Here is a 26,106-nt window from a genome sequence, read left to right as displayed (position 1 = left end):
CTCAGCTCCGATGGGCTGGCGAGCCTGCGTGGCACGAAGATCGGGTTTGTTTTTCAGTTCCACCATCTCTTAGACGAGTTCTCCTGCCTAGAAAATGCCCTGATTCCGGTCTCCATCCGCAAGGGTGCGCCCGACAAAGACGATCTCGCCTATGCCAGACGCTTGCTCATCCGTGTGGGGCTGGAGAGCCAGATGAACAAGCGGCCCAGCCAGATGTCGGGCGGGCAGCAGCAGCGCAATGCGATTGTGCGAGCGCTCTGCAACAAGCCCAAGCTGGTGCTCGCCGATGAGCCCACGGGTAACCTAGACTCGCACTCAGGTCAAGAGGTCTTCACGCTCATGCGGGAGATCGCCAAGGAGACAGGAGTCGCGTTTCTGATGGTCACCCACGACGATAGGCTCGCCGCTGCGGCGGACCGTATCTTGCGTATCGAAGATGGGCTTATGACCGAAGTTCCCGCGCCAGACTCTCAGGATCGCAGCTAACCCCGCAGCGCTGAAAATAGTCACAGAGCCGGGTCAGATCGCGCAGGAAGATCGCCTCGGCGTTCTCGTTCTGGTCGAAGCGCACCACTTGTGGTAGGTCAATAATGGTCGGCCTCTCACCGTCGTAGAGAACGTTGTAGGCGGAGAGATCCCCGTGCACCATGCCCATTCCCACCAGCACCCTCAGGCTCTCTTTAAGCTGTCCAAAGACCTTCGTCGCTTCGGCTTTGGGCAAGACAATCTCGATGAGTGTCGCCGCCGCACGGGTCTCGTCGCCCACAAAGCCCATGAGAATCGCGTTCTCCGCCACGGCATAGGGCTCCGGGACGGCGCAGCCTGCGGCGAAGAGTTTTTGCAGCGTGGTGTACTCATAGAGGAGCCAGCTCGAGTGCTGGACTTGCGCCCCAAACTCGGTCTTCTTGCCCAGCGCCCGCATCAAGCGCGTGTCGGTGGCCTTGGCAGCACGGCCATCATCGGTGAGCACCGCACGGCCCTGTCGGTACATCGCATCGTTTCTTAAGTTGCGGAACTGGCGTGGGCGGTAGACTTTGGCGGCCACACGCTCTCCCCCCAAGGCTTTCTGAGCATCGGGGTGGACATGGCAGCAGTAGACACTGGCCTCCTTACCGCCTTTTACCTGGAAGAAAATGTCATCAATGAGCTTCTGGTCGTCGAAGAACGGCTTGAGCGACGAGTAAAGCCAGGTCGCTTCGTGGCGGCTGGGCTTGTAGATCGTCTCAAAGAGCACATTTTCATCGTCCTCGGCCAGCACCGGCAGCGCCTGCGCCTTTTTCTTGGCCGCTTTTGCTTGCATCCGCGTGTCGTGGAAGCGCTCAAAAGGGCCTCCGGGTTCGGAGTCGTCATCAAGCTCAGGATCATACTCAAAACTTGAGTCGTCGTCGTCAGAGTTATCGTCGGGCATTGCTCACTCTATCGCCTCACACAGGAGAAGCGCTAAAGGCAGCCGTACCGCCCCGTGAACGGGGCGTGACGTGGCCTTCGGCCAGAAAGCCCGTGCCGGGCTGGGAATTACGTTTGTGGGGTTTCATCGTCCGGGACAGTTTCCCAATCGTGCTTGAGGGAGAGATCGGCGTGATGGGTCTTCTGCTCTTGGACATAGGCAATCGCCATAGTCCGATGATAAGGACTCATCGAGAATGCAGCATAACCATTGCCCCATCGAAAGTGTCCAAGCGTAGAAGTCTCTTGGTTGAGAACATGTGAGCTTACTCCCTTTATCTGGTTCATGAGTTTGGCAAGCGAGAGGGATGAGGGAAGAAGCACCACAAGATGGACATGATCGGGCATTCCATTAAGCGCCAGCACAGTGGCTCCCAGCTTTTGGGCTTCCGCCGTGATGCAACGGTACGCACAGCGCTCCCTTGTCGGAGTGAGGAGAGGCTGGCGTTTCCAGGTTGCCCAGATAATGTGCAGAGAGATAACCACAAGGTTGCGTCGTGAGGGAGGAGAGACTTCTTTCATTTCACCTCTAGAACGGCGAAACAAGCCCTATTCTGATAAACCAATCAAAATTTATTTTCCAGCCCGGCACGGGCTTTCTGGCCGAAGGCCACGTCACGCCCCGTTCACGGGGCGGCAAGAGCAGCAGGCCAGGGACAGCGGCACCACACTTTACGGGGAGGGGCGCAATAGGGTAGAATTTATGCATGTCAACTCTGCCCACCGACTACGAGGAGCGCGTCTATGCAGGCGTGCTGGGAAAAATCATCGGCGTTTATTTGGGGCGGCCTTTTGAGGGCTGGACCAATGCGAAGATCGAGAAAGAGCTGGGCGAGGTCTGGTACTACGTCCACGATAAGCTCGGCAAGCCGTTGATCGTCACCGATGACGATATTTCAGGGACATTTACCTTCCCGAGAGCTTTCCCCGATTTTAACAATGCCTACGACATCACGCCCGAGCAGATCGGCAAGACCTGGCTGAACTATCTCATTGAGAAGCGCACCGTTCTGTGGTGGGGCGGCATGGGAATCAGCACCGAGCACACGGCGTATCTGCGCCTCAAGCACGGCGTTGTCCCTCCGGCCTCAGGGAGTGCGGCGATGAACGGGCAAGTTGTCTCGGAGCAGATCGGGGCACAGATTTTTATTGACGCTTGGGCGATGCTCTGCCCTGGCGATCCCGATAAAGCAGCGGGACTGGCACAAAAAGCCGCCAGTGTCTCCCACGATGGCGAGGCCATTTACGGGGCGCAGGTCATTGCGGCGATGGAAGCGCTGGCCTTTACGGAGAGCAATATCGGGCGCTTGCTGGATCAGGCCATCACCTACATCCCCCGCGCCTCGGTTATCTGGCAGCTGATTCAAGACATTCGTGGCTGGCACGCCGACGAGCCACGCGACTGGCGCTCTACCCTGCGCAAGATTGAAGAGAGATACGGCTACGATACGTTCGGGGGCGGCTGCCACATGGTGCCCAACCACGCGGTGGTGATTCTCGCGCTGCTCTACGGCGACGATGACTTCCAGAAATCCCTGATGATTGCCAATACGGCAGGCTGGGATACGGACTGCAACAGTGGCAATGTCGGCTGCTTGATGGGAATTAAAAACGGGCTCGCGGGGATTGACCGAGGCGCGGATCTGCGCACGCCGGTTGCGGATCGGCTCTACATCCCCACCGCCGATGGGGGCCGGGCCATTACTGATGCCGCCGCCGTTACGTACGAAATAGGCACTAGTGCGCGCGCCATGCAGGGCCTGCGCCCGCTGGCTCCCAACAACAACATGCAGTACCACTTCGCACTGCCCGGCAGTCTCCAAGGCTTTGTGCCTGAGGACTCCAGTGAGTCGCGAGGAACCACACGCCTTGAGAACGTGGTACTGGGCGCATTGGCGGAAGGTGCAGGGGTCGCCGCCGATGAGCGTGCGCTGAAGATCTCCTACACCGGTGTGGCGGCTGGACGAACGGCACGGGCGGCGACGGCGACATTCACCCCTCCCGATGCCCTCAACATGCCCGGCTACAGTATGATCGCCTCCCCCACTCTCTATCCGGGCCAGACCGTCCGAGCACGCGTAGTCGCCGACGATACCAACACGCGTCCCGCAGCCGTCCGCCTCTATGTCCGCTACTACGGCAAAGAGGATCAGCTAGAGACGCTCCGCGGGCCACTGAGCCTGCTGGAGCCGGGAGACCATGCCAACCTAACCTGGATCCTTCCCGATCTTGGTGGCTACCCCATTGCGGAAGTGGGGATTAAAATCGGGGGACACAGTGGATCCGGTGCGGTCTATCTGGATTGGCTCGGCTGGAGCGGCGTCCCCGAGACAACTCTGCAAGCGTGTGAGGGAACGGCTTGGCGACGCGCGTGGGTAGATGCGGCAGAGCACTTCTCGACACAGAGTGGGGAGTTCCCCTACCGCATTGTTCAGAATGAGGCAACCGGCTATGCCTTCCATGGCTGTAACCACTGGAGCGGCTACAGTGTCTACACCCAGGTGAAAGCGCACCTAGCCGATGGCGTGGGGCTGATGGCAGCCGTGCGCGGCCTGCGACGGCATATTAGCCTGGTTCTCTCACCCGACGGTGCGGCGCGGCTTGTCTGGACCCAAGATGATCAAAGCGTCATCCTCTCCGATGCGAGTATCGCCTGGCAGTACGACCACCCGTATCGGCTGGCCATTAGTGTCCACAACGACGGGCGCATTACGGCCTCCGTCGAAGACGGCGATGCGGTGCAGCTCCTAGAGGGGATAGTTCCCGCCGACCAAGCCCGAGGTGCCATTGGGCTGCTCGCCCGTGCGGGAAATACCTCCTTTGGCCCTGTCGGCATCGAGCCCGCTTAGTTCATGCGGGTTCTGGTCTGCGCAGCAACGGCCTGGGAGCTCTCTGCCTGGGGGGAGCCCGAGCCCTCGACCTCCCTCGTTGTCAGTGGCGTGGGCTCTCCCGCGACCTTTGCCGCCTTCCCGACACGCCCCAACGTTGACCTGATCATCAATATCGGCATTGCAGGGGCGTATATCGGCTCCGGCCTTGCCATCGGTGATATCGTCCTGGGAGAGAGTGAGGTCTGGGGTGACATAGGTTTTGCGCTTCCTGAGGCCCCTCACTTTCGCCCGATTCAGCAGAGTGAGTTTGGGGCGTTCTACTCGGAGCCGCTCCCTCTCTGGATTCCAACGGGCTTTTCCGGAGCGCGTGGGCGTGGTTGCACGGTTCATACCTGCACAGGCACCGATTCACAAGGGGAGCAGCGTCGCGGTTTATTTCAGGCAGACTTTGAGACAATGGAGGGCGCGGCTCTGGCACAGCTAGGCAAACAGTGGGCGATTCCTGTCTGCGAAGTACGTGCGATTAGCAACTTTGCCGCGCAGCGAGACATGCGCCCGGAGCATCTTAGTTTATCTAAAGAGCGACTTGCTATGTTCCTTAGAACACAAAGGGCAGAAAAGGCCCTACATAGCAGATAGTCACAAAAACTCTAAAAACAGGATTCAAAATATCTAAATTCACCCTAATTGTTTCAAGATTTAATTCATTGCTTCTACTTCAGAACGTAGACATGAACTTGGCGAACTCCCCAGCGATGCATGTTCGCAGCTTGCTGCATCCGTAAATCAATCCGATGACCCTTGATCGCACTGCCAATGTCATCGGCGATTGCATGACCGTACCCCGGAATCCAGAGACGTGTCCCTAGTGGGATCACCCGGGGGTCTACGGCAACTCCATGAACCGAGCGCCCATCCCGCTCGGTCTTTGTCCAGCGTCCTCCCTCCACCGGGTCGTTAATGGGCGTATAGGCGGTAGCGCGGACGGGAAGTCGGCGACGGTAGCTCCCGCGGCTTGGATGAGCCGCCAAGGAGCTATCCCATTGACAGTGGGGTTTGCATTTTGGCTTGGAGCTTTTAGGGCGGCTTGCCTTGACGGATTTCGTCTTCGTCCGTGTGGTAGTCGCATTCCCCAAATTATCTGATACTAAGAAACAAATCACTAAAGTCGCCACGACTATTTTGATTTCAGAGAAACGATAGCGCAAAAATAAGCTCTCTTTCCGATAAATAGAGTTTTATCACTCTTATCTATCGGCAAGACTATTTAATTGCTTGAGGATTTCTGTGGCCAGAAGCTGTGCGGCGGGGTCTTTGGCAAAGAGGTCCGGATGCAGCGCACGGGCTAAAGAGCGGCGTGCCGCGAGCACGGCGGGCTGTGGCAAGCGTGCGGCAGCAACGGCCAGCCCACTGCCACCCGAAGCGCCTGGTCGCGTCCCCCCACGCTGCATCGCGGCGCGGGTTCCGGCAGCAAACCCATCGGAGTAGGCTTGGGCACGGATCTTCTCCGCCTCGCTGGCGGGGGGGGCTTCGGAGCTTGGCCCTTGGCGCCGCTCACGCTCCAATGCCGCACAGCGCTCCAGAAGCTCGTCCACACGCTTCTTGGTCTCATTGAGCTCACGGCGCAGAGCCCGGCGCTCGGAGGCGAGTGTCTTGTTCTCGGTCTCTAGCTGCGTCACCGAGCGCGAGTCGGCGGGGCGGACTTCGGGGCCGTCTCCACGCCCCCCAATCAGATCCCGCAGTGCCGCATCCCGGTAGAGAGTCGCGCGGGAGACATCGGCACGGTCGGCCAGATCTTGCATAGTGAAGGGCAGATTCACCGACTCTAGCTCCAAGAGTGCCGCCTCAACCCGAGCACGGCGCTCTCGTGCATCTACCGGACGCCGCCCCCGCTGCCGCTTTTCTTCCATCGCCTATTGCCCCGGAACGAGCTTCTCCAGATAGAGTGCCACGGCTCTATCGTAGTCGCCTCGTGCGGTCAGGATCAGCTCGATGGCCTCACGCACCGCTCCCTCGCCACCACGGCGTGTGGAGACCCAGTCGGCGGCACTCTGCACATGGGACGCGGCATCGGCGGGGCAGAGCGCCACGGCGGCTTCGCTCATGGCGGGCAGGTCATTAAGATCATCGCCCATAAACGCCACTTCCGCCAGAGTCAGCTCCGCCGCCTTGGCCACATGCTCTAGCGCCTTGACTTTATCTTTTACGCCTTGGAGCACCAGGTGGCGTGGTGTCGCCAGCTCTTGAGAGCGCCGCCAGACAATGCTCGACTCACGCCCCGTGATCCACGCGATCTGGAGCCCGATGCCCCGCGCCAGAACAATTCCCAGACCGTCTTGCGTGTGAAAGCGCTTCAGCTCCTCCCCATTGGCCCCAAAGTAGATACCACCGTCGGTGAGCGTCCCGTCTACGTCCAGTGCCAGCAGGCGAATGCGGGAGAGCCGCGTGTTTAGATCCTCACTCATTTGGCCTTTATTATCACACAAAACCGCTTTCAGCCTCGAAAGGGCTTGTTTTTCTCTAGGTGAAAAGCGGCACGGGCGGCGTAGTGCTCGGGCTCACCGACAGGGAAGACAATGTCGGCAGCACGCTGGATGCGGCGGCGGGTGGCCTTGATCTCTTCAAGCTGGTCGAGCCCCTCCTGGCGATGCTGGACGGCGGCCTCTAGTGCGGCGCTCTGCGCGGCGTTGAGGGCCTGCCAGGTGGTGTAGGTGCTCTGGAGCTTTGCCACGCGGGCGGGGGTGATTCCAGGGAGAGTATCCGTGGACAGCTTCTTGAGAATGGCGGCTGTGTAGGTGGCAAGGCTGGCCCGGTTGAGGGTGATGCGCTCCCCAATGTAGTAGTGCCCCAGGTGGTTATCCGCATCGGGCGCTCCGGCATACTTGAGGCGTGCAGCGCTCTGGATGCCCCGAATCTGGCGGCGGAGGCTGGCCTCCGTGGTGCCCTCTTCCTTGGTGGTGTTTTTCTTGTTCTCCCGCTCGTCCACGGAGTCGGTAAAGCGGGTGCGGTTCTGGGTGATCTTGGTAAGGAGCTGCGCCACTTCCTCGGGAGTAATGCCACCCGTTGCCAGCGCCGTAGCGTGTGTGGGCACTTGCGCGGCCTGGGCGATCTCTTCGGCACTCTGTAGCTCCTCCAGAGAGCGCTGGTCAATGGCGCTACGGGTACGCGGTGCGGTGTTGGTGCTGGGGATTGCGGCGTTAGTATTGGGTAGATTTGGGTCAGTGTCCATTAGGTTTCCTTCTCTCTGAAGTAGTTTTGCGGTAGAGCCTCTTAAAGCGATGTCCATGGTACATAGCCCTTTGCCAGGGGGATGCACCTTTTTGCCAATAGTACGCACGCTTGCGTCAATGGTACATAGTCCTTCGTCGGCTCTTTTTAGGGTAGTGTCTTCCCCTCACACTTTCGGGGCTTGAGAGGCAAACAGTGTATTTTACCGACCCGAAACAAGGCTTGCCATATTTTCAGAAAAAATTAGTCTGGGCATTGACATTGTTTTTATAGCGGGTAGAATAGCGGTGTAGGTGGTATTGGGTAGTCTCCACATAAAAAGTGCCCCCCCCCCCCCCTATTTTACGTCAATAGTTGTCAGTTAAGGTGAAGGGAGGGCGTTATGCGCTTTTCTTACTCTCGTTGTTTGTCACTAGCTATTTTCTTGAGTTGTTTGACGTGCTGCATCACGATTTCAAGCGGATGCAAAACGGAGCCTGCACAAGCGCAGGATTCCCCCCTAACCCCCGCCCGGCGGGGGGACAAAGCGGTTGTGCGCTCGCTTCCCGAGTACCAGAAAGCCACGGCGCTTTTTGCCAAGGGCGATAAAGCCGGTGCACGGCTAGTTCTGGAAACGCTACTCAAAACCCCGAATCTCTCCGCTACTGATACAGCGTTTCTCAAAACGCAGATCGGGATTATCGCCCCCCTAACCCCCGCTTCGCGGGGGGACAATAAGGAAATTCCTGCTGTCTCCCACGTCCGGGTACCCCGCGAAGCGAGGGTGGTGGGGCTGGGGGGGAACTGTGGCCCTCGTGCGCTGGCGATTGCGGCAGGGGAGCTGGGCGTTAAGGCCGATGTGGCGGCACTGAGCAAGTCGGCGGGGACGGATGCGAATGGGACGAATTTAGAAGGGCTGGTGAAGGCGGCGAAGACCATCGGGCTGAAGGCAGAGGGTGTGCAGATGGATAGAGACGCACTGGCGCGACTTTCCACTCCTGCGGTGGCCTGGTGGGAGGGCAATCACTTTGTGGCGGTACTCAAGGTTTCGGAGAATGCATTTACGGGGAAAGTGAGTGCCACTATCCATGACCCTAACGAAAAAGAGGCAAAATCTGTGCCTCTGGACAAATTGCTTGCCCAATCGGGCGGCATCCTACTGGTGCTGAAGAAGTAATTTCTATGAGCCCAGTGGTGAAAACGGCCCGCCTCTTCCAAGTCTTGGCAGATTAGGGAAAGAGGCGAGCCGCTGTATCAACCCGGAGTCCGGGCACGGTCTTTTTACCCTGCCTCTCGCTCCCTGTCAACGAGAACTGAGAGAGAACGATACCTATGAGCTGGTTTAGTCATGGTGCGCTACGGCGCATCGCGGTGCTAACCACACTCACCACAAGCTGGCTGACGGTGGGGCCAAGTGTGGGAAGTGCGGTGGCAAATACGCGGGCAAAAGCAAGTCAGAAAGGCCATCAGCGGGTTCTCACGCCGCTGGAATTGGCTAGGATTCACGGGGCACGACAAGAAGGGCCACCCCTGGAGACAGGGATAGTCAACCCTGTGGATCGTGACGTGGACGGTCAGACAGGGTCTACGTTTGCCTGGGAGGGCAATGTCGGCGGACTCAATACAGTCAATGGCAACAAGCTCACCACGGTTCCGATTGTGGGCTGGAGCGGTCGGGGTGGGATGGGAGTCTCGCTGGCGCTGTATCACAACAGCCTCGCGGATGGCAACAGCGAGATCGGGCAGCACTGGACACACAGCTACAGTATCTATGGCGTGGTTGACCCCGAGATCGGTGACTTCTCGGTGCGCTGGGGCGATGGTCTTGGCTACAAGTTCACCAAGAACATTGACGGCAGCTACTCAGCTCCGGCGGGCATGGCAACCAAGTTGGTTGCCGATAGCACGGGCTGGACGCTGACGACTAAGAATCAGGTTCGGTATCGCTTCGAAGGTGGCACGGGCAACCGCAAGAACTGTTTGTGGATCAAAGATCGCAGCGACAACCAAGTAACGATTGCCCACGACAGCAGCGACAAAGTCACCAGCGTCACCGACCCGACGGGACGAGTTTTAACGTTCACCTATTCGTCTGGGAAGCTGGCAAGTGTTACCGACCCGGCAAGCCGGACGTTTACGTTCACGCGCAACAGCAGTGACGATCTGACAAGCATTGGGTACCCACTGAGCACGTCGGTGGGCTACGGCTACGACTCGCTGCACCGGATCACAAGCGTGACGGATGCTCGTGGAAAAGTGTGGACGAAGGGCTACACGTCGAGCGGCAATGCGCTGGCGTGGGAGAAAGACCCGCTGAACCATCAGACAAATTACGCCTATGGCTCGGGCTACGCGACGATCACCGACCCGATGGGCCGTGTGACGACGCATAACTACGGCGCGGGCGGCGAGCTTGTCTCGGTGGTGGCTCCTGGCAGTCGCACGACGAGCTTCGCCTATACGAACTACCGTAAGACGAGCACGACTTCTCCCAGTGGGATTACGGGCAGTTTGACGTATGACTCGGTGGGCAACGTCCTGACGAGCACGGATGGCCTAGGGAACGTAACGAGCTACACCTACAACGCGAAAAACGATGTGGTGACGGCAACGACTCCGATGGGAAAAGTTGTCACCAACGCCTACGACAGCGCCGGTAGGTTGACCAGCACGACCGATCCCCTAGGCCACACGACGAGCTACACGGTTAATAGCTACGGCCTGGTGACGGCGGCTACCAACGCGCTTGGTAAGACGAGCACGGTGAGCTACGACAGCAACGGCAACGCGACGAGTGCTACCGATCCTTTGGGGCACACGACGAGCAAGACCTACAACGTGCTGGGAATGGCGCTTACTGCCACGGATGCCACGGGCCGGACAGTCAGTACAGCCTACGACAACCTGGGGCGTGCAACGAGCGTGACGACTCCAGGTAGCCGAACCGTGAGTTTCACGTACAACGCGTCGGGTCAGAAGCTGACGACGACCAACCCGCTTGGTCAGGTCAATAGCTTCGTCTACAACGACGCGGGGCAGTTGGTGAGCCACACGGACGCGCTTGGTCGAACCGTGAGCTACGCTTACAACGCGGCGGGTCAGAAGACGAGCTTTACGGACGGTCGCGGCAAAGTCACGACCTACAGCTACAACTCTGACGGCTTGCCGTCTGGGATTACGTACCCGGACAGCACGGGCAGCACCGTCACCTACAACACGGACGGCCAGGTCGCGACGAGCACGGACGGTCGCGGTGTTGTGGTGACGAACAACTACAACACGGGCGGTCAGCTTACCAGCGTCTCGTACAGCGACAGCACGCCCACGGTGAGCTTCGCCTACAACGACGACGGTGCCAAGACCAGCATGACCGACGGTACCGGCACCACGACGTATTCTTATGACACGGGCGGCAGGATCACGACGCGCACCTCCCCCGAAGGCGCAGTGACGTATTCCTACAACAACGCCAACGCACTCACGGGCAAAGTAGGTGGCGGTAGCACACTTCTCTACAGCTACGATGATGCAGGACGAATGACAAGCCTCGTCGCCGGGGGAAGCCAGACAACCAGTTACAGCTACGACAATGCCAACCGTATGACGAGCAGCACGCTTCCTGATGGCAGTGTGGAGACTCGCAGCTACACGGCGGCGGCGGATCTGGCGAGTATCGAGTCGGTCAAGTCTGGCACAACGATAACCAGCAGCACGTACTCGTATGACAGCCTGGGACGAAAAACGAGTGAGACGACTCCGAGCTACGCGCTTGCTTACACCTACGATAACGGCGGACAGCTCACCGGCGAAGTACGAACGGGAGCCTCTGCGTATTCCGTTTCCTACACCTACGACAACGCGGGCAACCGGGCAAGTAAAACGCTGGGCAGCACGACGGAATCGTATTCGTATGACGATGCTAATAAGCTAACTGCGGCGGGCGGCAAATGGTATTCGTATGACAACGCCGGGAACATGACGAGCGTGAGTTGGAGTGGTGGTTCTACCTCGTTAACCTGGAACGGCGCGGGCTACTTGAAAAGTGCCAGCAACGGCAGCACTACGGTAAACTACAGCTACAACGGTCTTGGTCAGCGTGTTGGCAAATCGGGAGGAGCGAGCGCAAGCTATATCCTCTCAGATGATTCTATTGACTCTGAGGTGCTAAGTGACGGAGCGGCGAGCTTCGTTCATGGCGCTTCCGGCTTGGTAAGTGAGAATCGAGGAGGTACGGATAAATTCTACCACGCGGATGCGCTGGGTAGTGTAAAAACTCTGACGGATGGCAGTGGCAGTGTAACGGATTCGCGTAGCACGGATGCGTTCGGGATGGTAGTCACGACGAGTGGCTCTACTCCGACTCCGTTTGGCTTCGCGGGTAATCACGGGTATCAGCAGGACAGTGAGACGGGCTTGATGCGGCTAGGGCATCGTATGTACGATGCTAGTACCGGGCGTTTCATAAGTCGAGACCCGATCCGCGATGGCTATAACTGGTATGTTTATTGCGGAAATGATTCAGTAAATGCTCTTGACCCGGAAGGACTAAAGTACGCGCGCCTAATCGCGAGTGTAGCAGGCGGTCTTATTGGCGGTCTTGCTCTTGGGCCTGTTGGCTTGGGAGGATTAGGAGCTGCCGTCGGTGCAGGACTTGGTGGTGCACTCGGAAGTTGGATTGACGGTGCTGACGTTGCCGATGCAGCTGTAGATGGTATCGTTGATGGTGTAGGTAATGCAGTTGGAGGTGCTGTAATAGGAGAGATTGGATCTCTGATTCCTAAACCAAAGCTACCAGTGATCTTTCGGGCACCTGGCCCTCAACAACTCGAAGCCGCACTTAATGAGGGAATAATGGTTCCTTCACCACTAAATCCTTCTATGATTCATGTGACTACAAATCCTGGGTATGCGGCATGGTATGCTGCAGAGTACGGAACGCCAGTCTTTCAACGCCCACTGACTTCTGCTGAGTTTGCTCAGCTTAAGCCATGGTTTCAACAGTTTGATGATACAAGACCCCCAGGAGGAAGTATCTTTCAGATACCAACTCATCCTGCGATGAATATGACACATCTTTTGGAAGGTTGGTCAATATTTAATCCCTAATACCACTCTATATCTGCCGACTAAATTCAGTCGGCAGATATAAGAAGATAATCGACTTAAAAATGAAAACACTCAACGATTTATACCAATACTCTTTAGATGAAAAAGATTTTTTCTGGTCAGAAAAATGTTCTGATTTATTAGAAAAAATTGATGATTTTAATTTCATTATTGAAAATTTGTATTTTTCTTACCTGAAGAATTCGTTAATTATGCATGAGAATTTTATGTCCCAAAAAGGGTTAATATCAAAACCGAATAGCATTATTGCTTATAAATTCAAAGAAATTTGCGAAGAGATAGTTTTTAGATTGTATAAAAATCATGAATATGAACTGATAAATATTTTTAATTCACTAAAAATAGGTGATTATAGGAAATTGGCGTTGTTAAATATTTTTAGAAAAATAGATAGCAATAATGCAAAAAATGTATTAAATTCTGTAAATTATGATGAAATGGTGGAAATATTGTGTGATTTAGAAAATGAAATCGGAGAAAGTTTTTCTAAAAGTGATGAGTATAGAGAATATGCAAAAACAATAGCTTCTAATTTTATATTTAAAGAACCTGAAGTCTAAATTTTCCAATTGGATAGTGGGATTCGTAATTTTAAGGGTAATTTTTTTATCAGGCACCATGACTGCCGATATTTAGGTATAGTATTGCTCAACGTGGACTGTAGGCCACTCGTACCTTTATAACTGAATAGTGGGCGCACGACGCGCACTTCCCCTTGGGGCCTGACGACCTTTGGCTACGACAATGCCAACCGCAAGATTGGCACCGTACTGGGCAATGGTGCAACCGAGACCGACAGCTACAACGCATCAGGCGATCTGGTGGACATCTGGCATAAAACGTCAGGCGGCGCGACGATCTCGCGGCACCAGTACACGATTGACAGCGCAGGTCGGCGCGTGGGCGAGTCGCTCAACGGCGGCGCGTCGGCGGTGGCTTACACCTTCGATAACGGCGGTCAGCTCACCAATGAAGTTCGCACGGGGGCCAATGCCTATACGGCCAGCTATACCTATGACAATGCCGGGAACCGTCTGACCAAAACGCTGGGAGGCACGACAGAAAACTATACGTACGACGATGCCAACAAGCTCCTAACGGCAGGCAGCAAAACCTACACCTACGATGCGGCGGGCAACACGACGGGCGTTACTTCCTCGTCGGGCACGGTCTCTCTGACGTGGGATGCTGTGGGCCGCCTCAAGACCGCAACAACCTCGGCGGGAACCTACACCTACACGAGCAACGGTATCGGTCAGCGCGTCGCCAAGTCCGGGCCAAGTGTCAGTCAAAGCTACATTCTGGGCAGCGACGCGATAGACGCGCCGGTTCTCTCGGATGGCGCGGCGAGCTACGTCTATGCGGGTGGCCTGGTCAGCGAGGTTCGCGGTGGGACGAGCAAGTTCTACCACTCAGATGCACTGGGCACGACGAGAGCAATCACGAATAGTGGTGGCAGCACGACGGACAGCCTGACAACGGATGCGTTCGGCATGACGGTTGCTGGCAGTGGCAGCACTCCCACGCCGTTTGGTTTTTCGGGTCAGGCAGGCTACCAGAGCGATCCTGAGACGGGCTTGATGCGCTTGGGGCATCGCTACTACGACAACTCCACCGGGCACTTCATCTCCCGAGACCCGATCCTCGACGGCTATAACTGGTACGCCTACTGTGAAAATGACCCTGTGAATCGTTTAGACCCAACAGGTCAAGCTTGGGCTTCTATGATTCTAGGTGGATTGATTGGAGTGGCAGCAGGTGTAGCTACAGGAAATATTTTAATTGGTATAGCAGTAGGAGGTATCGCTGCCGCGGCTTTAAGTAATGAATGTGGTAACAGTCTTAGCGAGGTTGCTAATGATGGATTGGGGGGAGCACTTATAGGGGGTGAAGGTACAATAGCACTTTTGCCCTACTTCCCTAGGCCTATTCCTGCCCCGGAAGAACCCAGGCCTCCATTATATTCTACAGGCAATGCAAGTGGTCCAGGAAAACTAGTATCACCCACTGATGAGCAAGGAAATGTAGTCCCTCCTGATGGATACTCTTGCTGGGGAGACCCTACATGTGGAGGACGAAGAGGAAAAGTATGGGTTTTAGAACCAGATGTTGAGCTTCCATCACCTGTTGGAATACCTATTAACGATAATGATCCTCCAGGTCATTGGACAATTCCTCCTATTAAACCCATACCATTTGAAGAATTGGAGAAATTAGTACGTGAAGCTGGGTGGAAGAACACAGGAATAATTAATAAATAGCATTTAGCATACTGTGTATGAATATTGGCTATAGATTTTGATATATTATTGGATGGAGAATATCTCTCATGTTACGCAGTGCGAGTATGATACGCCTCTTCGAAGACTCAGCTCATCCTGAGGCAGGAGTCAGACAAACAACGATGGGTACTGTACCGCGACTATGTAACATCAGAATCTCTCTTAAAATCTCTATGAATCTAGTATTGTCGTCATGTCTATAGCCCAAATATTCGAAATTTGGCTGGCTATTGTTGAACGCGAAGCAGGTCTGTGGTAGCCTTCTAAGAGCCAGAAATAGGTTCCGATTCATGGCCCCCACGTGTCCAGGTGGCTTCTGCTCTCAAACAGAAGCCTTACTAAAGAGGTACCGGAGATTGCTCCGGTCGGAGTATTATTATCATATGAAAAAAATAGTTAAACAACCATTCAATATTAAAAAATTTATAAAAATAAATAATTTTATGAATAATATTGAGGAAAATATTATTATTAGCATAAAAGAAGAAAATTGTATTTTTAGAAAAAATGATAATATTGAAACTAAAAAATTGAAGAGTGCTTATGTTATATTAAATTATGGCATTTCATTTTTTTATCAATATTCTAAAATAGATCATTTTGGTAAAAATAACGAATTACTATTTTTTATTGTTATGATATATTTACTTGGCAATGAAGGGGAGCGATTTCAAACGATTGAAATTATTGAAAAATCTGATCTTTTTAACATGAATTCAATAATATTGAATTTGATTGATTTACTAGATGATAAAGATCATGAAATATTTAAAAGGATTATAGAAATTGATTATTTATTGAATAATAACACGAAAATGCAATTATGTAAAAAAATCTACTCAGTAAATGACGAATATATAAATAGTTTTCTGGAGTTTTTCAATTTTTAATTTCTATTTGTCTAATTCCATGATGGTTTTCGTCATTTTTTCATGGGATATTTGGCTGAAACTAGTGGATTCATAGGCTGTCTTGTACACCTTTGCGTCCTCTTGGGGGTACGAGTGGAGGGATTCTCGTATATCAATATGCTTGCGTCGAAGAGCTATCATTTTCAGGAATATTTATGAGAGCCAAAATGAGGTAGAATTTTCATAGTGCACCTTTCAGGCTGCTTGTAACTTCACAATCAAATAGCGGATTGTTCGGGCATCGGGTTCGTGGTAGCTCATCCGGTCAGAAGACGAGCTTCACGGATGGGCGTGGCAAAGTCACGACCTACAGCTACGACAACGCCAACCGCAAGATTGGCACGACACTTGGCAATGGCGCAACCGAGACCGACAGTTACAACGCCTCGGGCGATCTGGTGGACATCTGGCATAAAACGGCAGGTGGCTCTACGATCTCGCGGCATGAGTACACGATTGACAGCGCGGGTCGGCGGGTGGGCGAGTCGCTCAATGGCGGCGCGTCGAGCGTTTCCTACACCTTCGACAACGGCGGTCAGCTCACCAATGAAGTTCGCACGGGGAGCAATGCTTACACCGCGAGCTACAGCTACGACAATGCCGGGAACCGCACCAGCAAAACGCTGGGCGGCACGACGGAGAACTACACCTACGACGATGCTAACAAGCTCTTAACGGCGGGCGGCAAGTCGTATTCCTACGACGCGGCGGGCAACACGACCGGCGTTTCGTCTTCGTCAAGCACGGTCTCTCTGACCTGGGACGGCGCGGGTCGCCTCAAGACCGCAACAACCTCGGCAGGGACATACACCTACACAAGCAACGGCATCGGTCAGCGCGTCGCCAAGTCCGGGCCGGGTGTCAGTCAAAGCTACGTTCTGGGCAGCGACGCGATAGACGCACCGGTTCTCTCGGATGGCGCGGCGAGCTACGTTTATGCGGGTGGTCTGGTCAGCGAGGTGCGCGGTGGGACGAGCAAGTTCTACCACTCGGACGCACTGGGCACGACTCGGGCCATCACCAACGGCTCTGGCAGCACGACGGATAGCCTCACGACGGATGCATTCGGGATGACGGTTGCGGGCAGTGGCAGCACGCCCACTCCGTTTGGCTTCGCGGGTCAGGCAGGGTATCAGAGCGATCCTGAGACAGGCTTGATGCGTCTTGGGCATCGGTACTACGACAACTCGACAGGGCACTTCATCTCCAGAGACCCGATCTTAGATGGCCGTAACTGGTATACCTACTGCGAAAATGATCCCGTTAATGCACTTGATCCAAGTGGGTTAACATTAACATGGAATCCCGGAGCTACAACTGGTGTTATCGGAACTGGTATAGCCGTGATAGGCGGGATCGCATCTGCTCCTGTTATAATAGGTGTGGGAGCTGTTGTCGCAGTCATAGGTATCTTTGTTGGCGCAGCAATAGCAATCTCTCATGGAGGAACTGTTGGCCCGCCAGATATGGGGCTTAATAGAGGATTAAGTTCCTCTGATTATATTTTTGATGAAGCACATCCTGAAGACCAGACACCTGCGCCACCACCTCTAGGGTTAGGTAGCACAGGGCGTACTACACCTGAAACATTAGAAGAAGAATTAGCTATGGAAGAAGCTATATCTGACCCTGGTGGAAGACCTATAGCTGTTCCTATGACAGATCCAAGATGGCCGGGCTGGGAAAAATGGGCTGATAACAGACATGGTATAGAAATACATTATGTTAAAGATCCTATCACTGGGGCTACAGATGATTTCAAATTTAAGTAAACTATAAAACTATCTGTCGGGAAACTTACACATTCTTCCCATCACGCCTTAAAATGATGGGAAGAATGTGTTAAAATAAGGGATTTAATGAATATCACATTTGCGAAGAATTTTAGAGAATCATCAGCTAGGGATGTTTCGGGATTAAAAAATTGGTTTTCAGCAAGAATGGATTTAACAATAAATAAAACGTATTCTGTTTTCGCAATATATTCTTATGATAATTTTGTTTATTACTTGTTAATAAGCGATGGGGGCCTGCCTTATTTTTATCCTTGTGATTTATTTATTATTAATGATGGCAATATCCCTTATGACTGGGAATTTAATTTCATCACGAATAACAAAGGTATTAATTTCATTATATCAAAAAAAGAAATTTGTAAAATCGAATTCGTTACGTCTCTAATGGAGAGAGAAAAAGATACAATGGCGTTTTTTTTTAAAATAGTTCAAGAAGTTCAGGCGTCAATGATGATGCCGGACGAATGACAAGCCTGGTTGCTGGTAGCACTCAAACCACCAGCTATTCGTATGACAACGCCAACCGCCTGACCAGCACGACGCTTCCCGATGGCAGCGTCGAAACCCGGAGCTATACGGCGGCGGCAGACCTGGCGAGTATCGAGTCGGTCAAGTCCGGCACGACGATAACCAGCAGCAGTTACAGCTACGATTCGCTGGGCCGAAAGACGGGCGAGACGACTCCAAGCTATGCGCTTGCCTACACCTACGACAACGGCGGGCAACTGACCGGTGAAGTCCGAACGGGAGCGTCGGCTTACTCAATCTCCTACACCTACGACAACGCGGGCAACCGAGCGACTAAAACGCTGGGTGGCACGACGGAGAACTATTCGTACGACAACGCCAACAAACTCTTAACCGCAGGCGGTAAGTCATATTCGTATGATAACGCCGGGAACATGACAGGCGTAAGCTGGTCTGGTGGTTCTACCTCGCTGACATGGAACGGCGCGGGTTACTTGAAGAGTGCCAGCGATGGTAGCACGACGGTAAACTACGCCTACAACGGCTTGGGCCAGCGTGTGGGCAAGTCGGGAGGAGCAAGCGCGAGCTACATTCTCTCGGATGATGGGATTGACAGCCAGGTTCTAAATGATGGCGCGGCGAGCTTTGTTCATGGCGCGTCGGGTTTGGTGAGCGAGAATCGAGGAGGCAGTAGTAAGTTCTACCACACCGATGCTCTGGGTAGTGTGAAAGCACTGACAGATGGTAGCGGTAGTGTAACGGATAGTAGAAGCACGGATGCGTTCGGTCTGGTAGTGACGAGCAGTGGTTCGATTCCCACGCCGTTCGGCTTCGCGGGGAATCATGGCTACCAGCAGGACAGCGAGACGGGTCTGATGCGGCTGGGGCATCGTATGTACGATACAAGCACAGGGAGATTTATCTCCCGTGACCCGATCCGAGATGGGTACAACTGGTACACATACTGTCAAAACGATCCTATCAATGATGTTGATCCTAAAGGATTACAAAGAACCCAAGCAGGTGTTGCAGAGACTGCTGCGAATCATGCTGGCCTTGGTACAGGAACAGATATGTCTATAGGAATAGGTGAAATAGGAAGTTTAAGACCTCCTACATTCACGTTGCCTACTATTGATATTCCACCATACTATCTTCCAATTCCGGGACAGGCAATGATTTACCCTGTAGACGTTGATGGTTTTAATGTTAATATGCATGATGGATTGATAGGAAATGCAGATGGACATTTTGTCGGACAAATAACTGTTCAAGATGGAAAAATAACAGCTGTTGATGGAAAAGTATTCTTGTATCCTGATCGTTATGACACGAACCAGCGACCTAACACGCAAGGAGATTTTATCAGAAATGGACTTACCTGGATATTAGAACAACAGATAAATGGTGTTGGACTAATCAATGGCACAACACCTCGTCCTTTTGATATTCACATAGTTGGATATATACCTGTACATCAACGATTTTAATTTTAAATGAAAGGTTCAACACTAGCTGATTGGAAACTCTCAGTTAGTGTTGGAAACAGTCTTAAAAGATGAAAGTTATACGTCTCATATTTTTGTTCGGATTATTATTAATCATATCAGTGTCTATTTTTTTGTATTATAATGTTGCTGGAGATGGAGATAATGGACGCCTAGTGATAGCAATACCGATCTTTTCAGGATTTTTAACATTAATACTATTTATAATTATGTTAGTATATTCTTTTTTCTCAAGAAAGAAACTATAGATGATGTTGGCTAAGTAAAATTCGAATTTACATGTCAAAAATTTGATTCGGCTACAAATACATAGTTTATCGTTTTACCTGCGGTGATTTTGCGTCCGCAAGGCGGCTTTCGTAGAGAGCAACCCGATCACAGATCACCGCAGGCGAAACGATAACCTTATTTGACGCAGAAGTTTTTCATCTCGGGGGTGGAGAGAGAAAAGTAAAATGGTGTCGCGCTTATGGAGGACGTGAGGTGAGAGAGATAGTCATGAGCGGGTTTAGTTATCAAGCCCTGCGACGAATCGCGGTGCTGACGACACTGACCACGACCTGGCTGACAGTCGGGCCAAGTGCGGCGGCAAACACGCGGTTGCAGGCGGGCAAGAAAGGCCATCAGCGAACCCTTTGTCAAACTCGCGAAAGAACCGCTTTTACGCACGGTTTGAAAACACCTTATTCCCTCTGGCTACTCGGCGGTAGGATTCCTGCTCGCACCAGGTCTTTCAGGGTCAGCACCCCGACGGGCCGAGACGCGCTATCCACCACGGGCATGTCGCCAAAGCGGACGGGGCCGCTCTCGAAGCTCTCCATTGCCTCAGCGGCCAAGGGATCGCCCTCAATCAGGCGGGGATTTTTTGTCATGGCCTCCGTCACGGGCCGATCCCACGCCTCTGGCCCAATCTCTACAAAAAAGCGTCGTGAGTCGCCGTCGGAGAGAACGCCCACCAGCTTGCCCTCCCGATCCACGATGCAGGCCAGACCCGCACGAGCGCGGGTGATGGCGGTCATGGCGTCGTGAACCGTCACGGTGTCGGAAACCACGGCCAGCTCATCGCCGCGCCGGATCAGATCGGAGACCTTGAGCAGCAAACGACGCCCCAGTGAGCCTGCGGGATGGAGTTTTGCGTAGTCCTCCGAATGAAACCCTCGCGCCTCCATCACGGCCACGGCCAGCGCATCGCCGAGGGCCAGCATCGCCGTGGTCGAGGTTGTCGGGGCGAGGTTCAGCGGGCAGGCTTCTTTGGGGACACTGGTGTCTAGGATCAGCTCTGCCGCGCGGCCCAGGGTGGAGTCACGGCGGCCCGTCATCGCAATTAAGCAGGTCACGCGGCGTTTTAAGGCAGGCAGGAGCGCCCGAAGCTCATCGGACTCCCCGGAGTTGGAGAGCACGAGCGCGGTGTCTCCCAGTGCGGCCATTCCCAAGTCGCCGTGCATTGCCTCTGCGGGGTGTAGGAAAAACGCAGGGGTACCTGTCGAGGCCAGAGTTGCCGCGATTTTCCGTCCGATATGGCCGCTCTTGCCCATCCCAGAGACCACCACGCGCCCGGTGAGACCCACTAAATGCTCGACAACCGCATCGAACTCGTCGTCCAAGCGCTCGGCCAGAAGACAAAGCGCCTCGGCCTCTTCTGTTAAAACCCGACGTGCGTGCGCTCTTGCTGGGGACATTTCTGCACGATTATACCTACATACTAACAATTTCCTGACCAATGATTCTCGTAGATGAAATGGTTTCAAAAACCTCAAGAAGAAGGTAGGCGAGGTGAAGCGACGTCTCAGCTCTACGCGGCGACGGTTCTTGCGGCTGCCCGTCTGCTCGCCACACTTCACAAAACAGCTTCCCTGTCGGGCTCGTTGCTGGAGCGTGAGTGTAGCCGCTCCCAGGAGCTAGGGCACCCTCTGACATTGCTCCAGCTAGAGCTTGCGGACTGGTCAAGCGCTGCCCAGTCCATCGGGGAGGCGCGTGCGACACAGACCCTGGAGGAGCTTGAGCTCGTCCTACACGGCACGCTCCGCAACACCGATATCTTACTTACGGAAACCAAGGGCAGCTTTACGATTCTCCTCCCCGGAACGACGGCCCAAGACGCTCCCACCGTGATACGCAACCTGCGTCAGGCCATCCACGGCTACCGTATCCTGGGCCCTGATGGCACGGCTTTCTTTCTTCGACTTCACCCCTGGATTGGGTCGGCGTCCCTCCCAGAGGATGGAAGCTCAGCGGAAGCGCTTACTCAAGCTCTTCACCAGCGCCTCGAAGCACAAAAGCAACTCCCTACTCCTCCGCCCGACGAAGTTCTGACAGAAAAGATACCTCCTCTACGCCTTGTGGCATAAATATAGAGGTCCTATGTCTAAAAGATCGTAGAGCTTCTCCCGATAATCCCGGGAGATGAAAGGGCGACTACCTAGAAGGGCAGCAGCATATATCGTCACAACCATACTGCTGGGCAGTGTGGGAGTGGTGGATATCTTGCTACGCTATCCCCTCAGCAAGCAATCACCGATCATTTTTCCAATCGTCTGTCTGATAGGCGCATTCGCCGGTAAGCAGAAAGTGACTCTCGCCTCGGGGAAGACAAGTAATAACTCGGTTCGCATCTCGCTTGGCTTTATCGCCGACCTTCTCACTCTATTTCTCTTTGGTCCTTCCGTTGCCTTGGTTTCTTTCTTGTCGTCCATGTTCTCAACCCTCGTGGCACGCCAGAAAAGCCCACTCTACCAAACGGCTTTCAACCTTAGCTCCATGTCCCTGACAATATGGATATTGAGCAAGTGCCTGCTTTTGATTGAGACGCTGACCTCCCACGATCAATTTTTTGTGGCAAGGACTCCTGAAGCCGTCGTCACCGCGCTTCTTAGCACCCTCATGATCGTACTGATGGCCATGTTGCACCTCTTGCTTAATGCCGCGCTTGTGACGGGAGCCGTCTCTCTCTCGATGGGCTGGACGCGCAAAAAATCGGCGGACTTCTTCTACAACAACACGCTCTGGCCTGCCCCAACCTACATAGCAGCGGGCTGCTTTATGGTGGGGGTAGTCTGGCTTGCCCACAATATCTCCGCCGGTTTTTACAACGCAATTCCCCTTGGTCTTGTGATGTTGCCACAACCCCTGCTCTATCTCTACAACCTACGTCTCCACCGGGAGCGTGACGAAGAGAAAGAGAAACGCTTTGAAGAGCTGGAGAGTCTGTACTCCTCTATGGTGCAGACAATGGGGCGCGCTATCGAGGCAAAAGACCGCTACACGCAGGAGCATATCTCCCGCGTCGTCGCCATGTCTCTGGCGATCGGCAGGCGCCTTATGCTCTCCGAAGAGAAGCTTCGCACACTTGAAGTGGGCGCAGCGCTCCATGACATTGGCAAGATCGCCATTCCCGATACCGTTCTCAACAAGCCCGGCAGGCTCACCGACGAAGAGTTTGAGCTGATCAAAGAGCACGCCGCACTCGGCAGCGAGATTCTCCAACCGGTTCCCTTTCCCCCCGAGGTACTGGGGGCCGTGCGCCACCATCATGAGAAGTGGGACGGCACAGGCTACCCGGATCGCTTGATCGGGGAGCAGATTCCCCTCATGGCACGCATCGTCGCGGTCGCCGATGTCTACGATGCCCTCACATCCGATCGTCCGTACCGTGCCGCCTGGTCGCATGAAAAAACCATGAAATTTATGCGCAGCCAGGTAGGAGTGCACTTCAACACCGAGATCTTTGCCGCCTTCGAGCATGCCATGGAGGACGACCCCCAGCTACGTTCCACGGCAGAAGACATCGAGCCCCCTGCCCTACGTCTCGCAGCATAGTTGCACTTTTTGATACGGTGTGATAGACTCCCCGTTTGGAAATCAACACTTCCACCCGAGACAGCCGGTACGCGTCTGCGTTTAATGGATTTCTCCCAGAAGTCCGCCCGCCGAGGTAGAGAAGATGACAGCATCTTAAATATCTTCGTGCGCCCTCGACTGCCTTCGGTCGGGGGTTTTGTGTTTTACTCAGAAGGAGGTGAAAATTTAAATGGCACAACCTAAAAAGAAACTCGGTACCAAGCCGGGTGTGGTCGGAGAGATCAGCGATCTGCTCAAGAGCAGCTCTGCCGTGATCCTGACCGAGTACCGTGGCCTGAGTGTCCCGCAAGTGGGTGATATCCGCACCAAGCTGCGTGCTGCTGATAGCGACAGCGACTTTTCTGTCGTGAAGAACACGCTCTTCAAGCGTGCCGCCGATGGCATTATCGCCGCCGACGCAGACCTGGATGCCGCCCTGAACGGCCCCACCGCTGTTGTCTTCGCCAAAGACTCCCTGGCAGCCGCCAAGGTGATCAGCGACTACATCGCCAGCAACCGCAATACCCCGTTGAAGATCAAGGGTGGTGTGGTAGACGGTACTTTCCAGAGTGCAGCAAACATTGACGCTCTGGCCAAGATCCCGCCGCGCGACACTCTCTACGCGATGATTCTTGGGGCTTTCCAGTCCCCTCTGACCAGCCTCGCCGCAACGCTTGCGTCTATCGCAGAGCAGAAGGCAGCTTAATTGACACGACGTTAAAACGTCACAAAGGAAACTAAAATGGCTATCAATACCGCTGACTTTATTGAGCAGCTCAAGGGCATGACCATTCTGGAGGTCAACGACCTCGTGCAGGCCCTCCAGACCGAGTTCGGCGTCTCCGCCGTCGTTGCCGCTGGCCCTGCTAGCAGCGCCGCCGCACCTGTCGAAGAGGAGAAGTCCGAGTTCGACGTGATTCTTGTGAGCCCCGGCGACAAGAAGATTCAGGTGATCAAGGTCATTCGTGACATCACCGGTCTTGGTCTCAAAGAGGCCAAGGAGATCGCAGACACCGCACCTAAGGCTGTTAAGACCGGCCTTGGCAAGGAAGAAGCCGAGAAGCTCAAGGTCCAGTTCGAGGCCGAAGGCGCAACCATCGAGCTCAAGTAAGAGCCCTCCCGACCCACCCCCTAGCCCCCCCACCCTCGCTTCGCGGGGTACCCGGAGGGGGGAACCTAGGCGGGTGGGTTTTCTGTTTTTTAGAGGGCATGGCCGCAGCCCGGCACGGGCTTCCCAGCCGAGCCTGCGAGGCTCTCGACGCCTCGTTTACGGGGCGGAGGCTATTCTTTGAACCCAAACGGCAGGGACAAGACCACCTCGCGGACTAGAGTCTCGGACTTGTTGCCGTCTTTTTGTAGGGCCGCTAGGATCTTCTTCACCGCGGGCTGATCGTGCGGCTCTAGGCCACGGCCCAGGGCGTAGGCGAGCACCTTCTCGACTAAGTTGCGCAAAAAAGCATCCTTTTGCTTCAGAACCAGCGCCTTGTACTCCGAGGCGCTATGGTACTCCTCGCCGGTTAAGAGCTTGGCGCTCGCATCCACCGGATCGTCGTTGATCTTCTCACGCCAGCGCCCAATCGCATCGTAGTTTTCTAGTCCAAAGCCCATCGGATCAATGCGGGCATGGCACCCGGCGCAGGCAGGCTCTTCGCGGTGCTTTTCGAGCCGCTGCTTAAAGGTCAGGCCATTCTCTTTTCTATCGCTCGGTGGCAGGGTCTTGGTCACGGGCGGCGGGGGGGGCGGCGGCGTTCCTAGGACTTCGGAGAGAACCCACTTCCCCCGCAAGACCGGCGAGGTGCGCTGTGGGTAGCTGGAGACGGTCAGGGTCGCCGCCATGGTCAGAATCCCCCCGCGCTTTGCCGTGTCCACCAACACTCTCTTGAAACCGCCACCGGTCACGGGCTCCATGCTATAGTGCGCGGCTAGTTTATCATTCACAAACGTGTAATCGGCAGAGAGTAAGTTGGTTAGCGGCGCATTGTCCCGAAAAAGACTCTCAAAGAACAACACCGGCTCCTGGTACATTGCATCACGGAGGGTATTGTCGTACTGCGGGAAGCGGCCTCGATCGGGTGTGGCGACTCCGGTCTGCAAGTCGCGGGTGTGCAGCCACTGGCTCACGAAACTCTCGTAGAAGCTGCGGGACTTGGGATCTAGCAGCATGCGGCGCACTTGCGCGGCGAGCACACCAGGCTGCCTCAGCTTCTTTGTCCGAGCAAGCGTAAAGAGCGTGTCATCGGGCAGTGACGACCACAGGAAATACGAGAGACGACTGATCAGCTCATAGTCCGAGAGCGCGATATTTCCCGTGTTGGTGGGAGCCTCTTCCACCCGAAATAAGAAACTCGGGCTAATCAGCACCGCCTTCAGCGCCGCCTTCACACCGTCTTCGTGGACTTTCTGTGCGCTATAGAGGCGCATTAAGCGAGCCGTCTCCTCGGGCAAGACAGGCCGACGGAACGCGCGGGAGGCGTAGCGCTCGACAATGGTCTTGGCAGCGGCGCGGGCGGGGAGCTTGGCGCTCGGCTTGACAAAAAAGAGCGTGCTGGGTGGGGCTGCCTCCAGAACCTCTTGAGCCGCGATCAGGTAGCGCTCCAGAAGCACGGGAGGCAGAAAGAGCGTATCGGCGTTGTTGTCAAAACCACCACCGCCGCCGCCATCGGCAGGAAAGCTATCGGCCGGCTTGATCGTCA

23 protein-coding genes and 1 other annotated feature are annotated in these 26,106 nt (G+C 54.5%); of the genes, 15 read left to right on the top strand and 8 right to left on the bottom strand.

Going from position 1 to position 26,106, the window contains the following annotated elements; genetic code table 11:
* The coding region (locus AC1XOS_RS04140; protein WP_481960952.1) for an ABC transporter ATP-binding protein at positions 1-486 on the top strand (486 nt) is incomplete at its 5' end.
* Here AC1XOS_RS04140 and AC1XOS_RS04135 read toward each other — a convergent pair.
* Positions 443-1,408 carry an RIO1 family regulatory kinase/ATPase domain-containing protein gene (locus AC1XOS_RS04135; protein WP_481960951.1) on the bottom strand — a complete coding sequence of 322 codons (966 nt, stop codon included), beginning with the start codon at positions 1,406-1,408 and terminating at the stop codon, positions 443-445. The genes AC1XOS_RS04140 and AC1XOS_RS04135 overlap by 44 nt on opposite strands.
* 107 nt (positions 1,409-1,515) lie before the next feature.
* Positions 1,516-1,968, bottom strand: a complete 453-nt coding sequence (gene tnpA / locus AC1XOS_RS04130) for an IS200/IS605 family transposase (protein WP_481960950.1) — start codon at positions 1,966-1,968, stop codon at positions 1,516-1,518.
* A gap of 185 nt (positions 1,969-2,153) precedes the next feature.
* On the opposite strand from tnpA, the gene AC1XOS_RS04125 reads away from it, so the two are divergent.
* Together AC1XOS_RS04125 and AC1XOS_RS04120 are read left to right on the top strand one after the other, a co-directional pair.
* Positions 2,154-4,295, top strand: a complete 2,142-nt coding sequence (locus AC1XOS_RS04125; protein ID WP_481960949.1) for an ADP-ribosylglycohydrolase family protein — start codon at positions 2,154-2,156, stop codon at positions 4,293-4,295.
* A gap of 3 nt (positions 4,296-4,298) precedes the next feature.
* Positions 4,299-4,916, top strand: a complete 618-nt coding sequence (locus AC1XOS_RS04120) for a phosphorylase family protein (RefSeq protein WP_481960948.1) — start codon at positions 4,299-4,301, stop codon at positions 4,914-4,916.
* 74 nt (positions 4,917-4,990) lie between these two features.
* Here the strand turns inward: AC1XOS_RS04120 and AC1XOS_RS04115 are convergent, their stop codons facing one another.
* The 4 genes from AC1XOS_RS04115 to AC1XOS_RS04100 form a co-directional block, all read right to left on the bottom strand.
* Complete coding sequence (locus AC1XOS_RS04115; protein WP_481960947.1) at positions 4,991-5,308, bottom strand: 3D domain-containing protein; 318 nt, start codon at positions 5,306-5,308, stop codon at positions 4,991-4,993.
* A gap of 216 nt (positions 5,309-5,524) precedes the next feature.
* Positions 5,525-6,187, bottom strand: coding sequence for a hypothetical protein (locus tag AC1XOS_RS04110; protein ID WP_481960946.1), 663 nt, complete (start codon positions 6,185-6,187; stop codon positions 5,525-5,527).
* A gap of 3 nt (positions 6,188-6,190) precedes the next feature.
* Entirely contained in the window at positions 6,191-6,742 is a 552-nt protein-coding gene (locus tag AC1XOS_RS04105) for a KdsC family phosphatase (RefSeq protein ID WP_481960945.1), read from the bottom strand.
* A gap of 29 nt (positions 6,743-6,771) precedes the next feature.
* On the bottom strand, positions 6,772-7,506 hold the full coding sequence (locus AC1XOS_RS04100) for a hypothetical protein (RefSeq protein WP_481960944.1): 735 nt from the start codon (positions 7,504-7,506) through the stop codon (positions 6,772-6,774).
* 531 nt (positions 7,507-8,037) lie between these two features.
* On the opposite strand from AC1XOS_RS04100, the gene AC1XOS_RS04095 reads away from it, so the two are divergent.
* The 8 genes from AC1XOS_RS04095 to AC1XOS_RS04060 all read left to right on the top strand — a co-directional run bounded on the left by AC1XOS_RS04095 (position 8,038) and on the right by AC1XOS_RS04060 (position 19,558).
* Complete coding sequence (locus AC1XOS_RS04095) at positions 8,038-8,661, top strand: cysteine peptidase family C39 domain-containing protein (RefSeq protein ID WP_481960943.1); 624 nt, start codon at positions 8,038-8,040, stop codon at positions 8,659-8,661.
* A 155-nt stretch (positions 8,662-8,816) separates the two neighbouring features.
* Positions 8,817-12,590 carry an RHS repeat-associated core domain-containing protein gene (locus AC1XOS_RS04090; RefSeq protein ID WP_481960942.1) on the top strand — a complete coding sequence of 1,258 codons (3,774 nt, stop codon included), beginning with the start codon at positions 8,817-8,819 and terminating at the stop codon, positions 12,588-12,590.
* A 62-nt stretch (positions 12,591-12,652) separates the two neighbouring features.
* Positions 12,653-13,171, top strand: coding sequence for a hypothetical protein (locus AC1XOS_RS04085; RefSeq protein ID WP_481960941.1), 519 nt, complete (start codon positions 12,653-12,655; stop codon positions 13,169-13,171).
* 261 nt (positions 13,172-13,432) lie between these two features.
* Positions 13,433-14,872 (top strand): RHS repeat-associated core domain-containing protein, encoded by a 1,440-nt coding sequence (locus AC1XOS_RS04080; RefSeq protein WP_481960940.1) that lies wholly within the window; start codon positions 13,433-13,435, stop codon positions 14,870-14,872.
* 404 nt (positions 14,873-15,276) lie between these two features.
* Entirely contained in the window at positions 15,277-15,783 is a 507-nt protein-coding gene (locus AC1XOS_RS04075; RefSeq protein ID WP_481960939.1) for a hypothetical protein, read from the top strand.
* A gap of 251 nt (positions 15,784-16,034) precedes the next feature.
* Positions 16,035-17,576, top strand: coding sequence for an RHS repeat-associated core domain-containing protein (locus AC1XOS_RS04070; RefSeq protein WP_481960938.1), 1,542 nt, complete (start codon positions 16,035-16,037; stop codon positions 17,574-17,576).
* Between the two features lie 87 nt (positions 17,577-17,663).
* A complete protein-coding gene (locus AC1XOS_RS04065) occupies positions 17,664-18,068 on the top strand; it encodes a hypothetical protein (protein WP_481960937.1) in 405 nt (134 codons plus the stop codon).
* Positions 18,065-19,558 (top strand): RHS repeat-associated core domain-containing protein, encoded by a 1,494-nt coding sequence (locus tag AC1XOS_RS04060; RefSeq protein WP_481960936.1) that lies wholly within the window; start codon positions 18,065-18,067, stop codon positions 19,556-19,558. The genes AC1XOS_RS04065 and AC1XOS_RS04060 overlap by 4 nt, the downstream gene beginning before the upstream one ends.
* A 701-nt stretch (positions 19,559-20,259) precedes the next feature.
* Here AC1XOS_RS04060 and AC1XOS_RS04055 read toward each other — a convergent pair.
* A complete protein-coding gene (locus AC1XOS_RS04055; RefSeq protein ID WP_481960935.1) occupies positions 20,260-21,255 on the bottom strand; it encodes a KpsF/GutQ family sugar-phosphate isomerase in 996 nt (331 codons plus the stop codon).
* 54 nt (positions 21,256-21,309) lie between these two features.
* Between AC1XOS_RS04055 and AC1XOS_RS04050 the strand changes: the two genes are divergently transcribed.
* The 4 genes from AC1XOS_RS04050 to rplL all read left to right on the top strand — a co-directional run bounded on the left by AC1XOS_RS04050 (position 21,310) and on the right by rplL (position 24,524).
* Complete coding sequence (locus AC1XOS_RS04050; protein WP_481960934.1) at positions 21,310-21,924, top strand: diguanylate cyclase domain-containing protein; 615 nt, start codon at positions 21,310-21,312, stop codon at positions 21,922-21,924.
* Between the two features lie 55 nt (positions 21,925-21,979).
* Positions 21,980-23,392, top strand: a complete 1,413-nt coding sequence (locus tag AC1XOS_RS04045; protein WP_481960933.1) for an HD-GYP domain-containing protein — start codon at positions 21,980-21,982, stop codon at positions 23,390-23,392.
* A 36-nt stretch (positions 23,393-23,428) separates the two neighbouring features.
* Positions 23,429-23,583 (top strand) — a sequence feature (ribosomal protein L10 leader region).
* Between the two features lie 20 nt (positions 23,584-23,603).
* A complete protein-coding gene (gene rplJ, locus AC1XOS_RS04040; RefSeq protein ID WP_481960932.1) occupies positions 23,604-24,119 on the top strand; it encodes a 50S ribosomal protein L10 in 516 nt (171 codons plus the stop codon).
* Between the two features lie 36 nt (positions 24,120-24,155).
* The gene (rplL, locus tag AC1XOS_RS04035) at positions 24,156-24,524 is read left to right on the top strand and encodes a 50S ribosomal protein L7/L12 (RefSeq protein ID WP_481960931.1); all 369 of its coding nucleotides are present in this window, start codon (positions 24,156-24,158) and stop codon (positions 24,522-24,524) included.
* A gap of 170 nt (positions 24,525-24,694) precedes the next feature.
* On the opposite strand, the gene AC1XOS_RS04030 is transcribed toward rplL, so the two are convergent.
* The coding region (locus tag AC1XOS_RS04030; protein ID WP_481960930.1) for a DUF1592 domain-containing protein at positions 24,695-26,106 on the bottom strand (1,412 nt) is incomplete at its 5' end.

This window comes from Armatimonas sp. (assembly GCF_964826245.1).
Note: the sequence above shows the minus strand (reverse complement) of the source record. Positions and strands in the feature narration are given on the sequence as shown.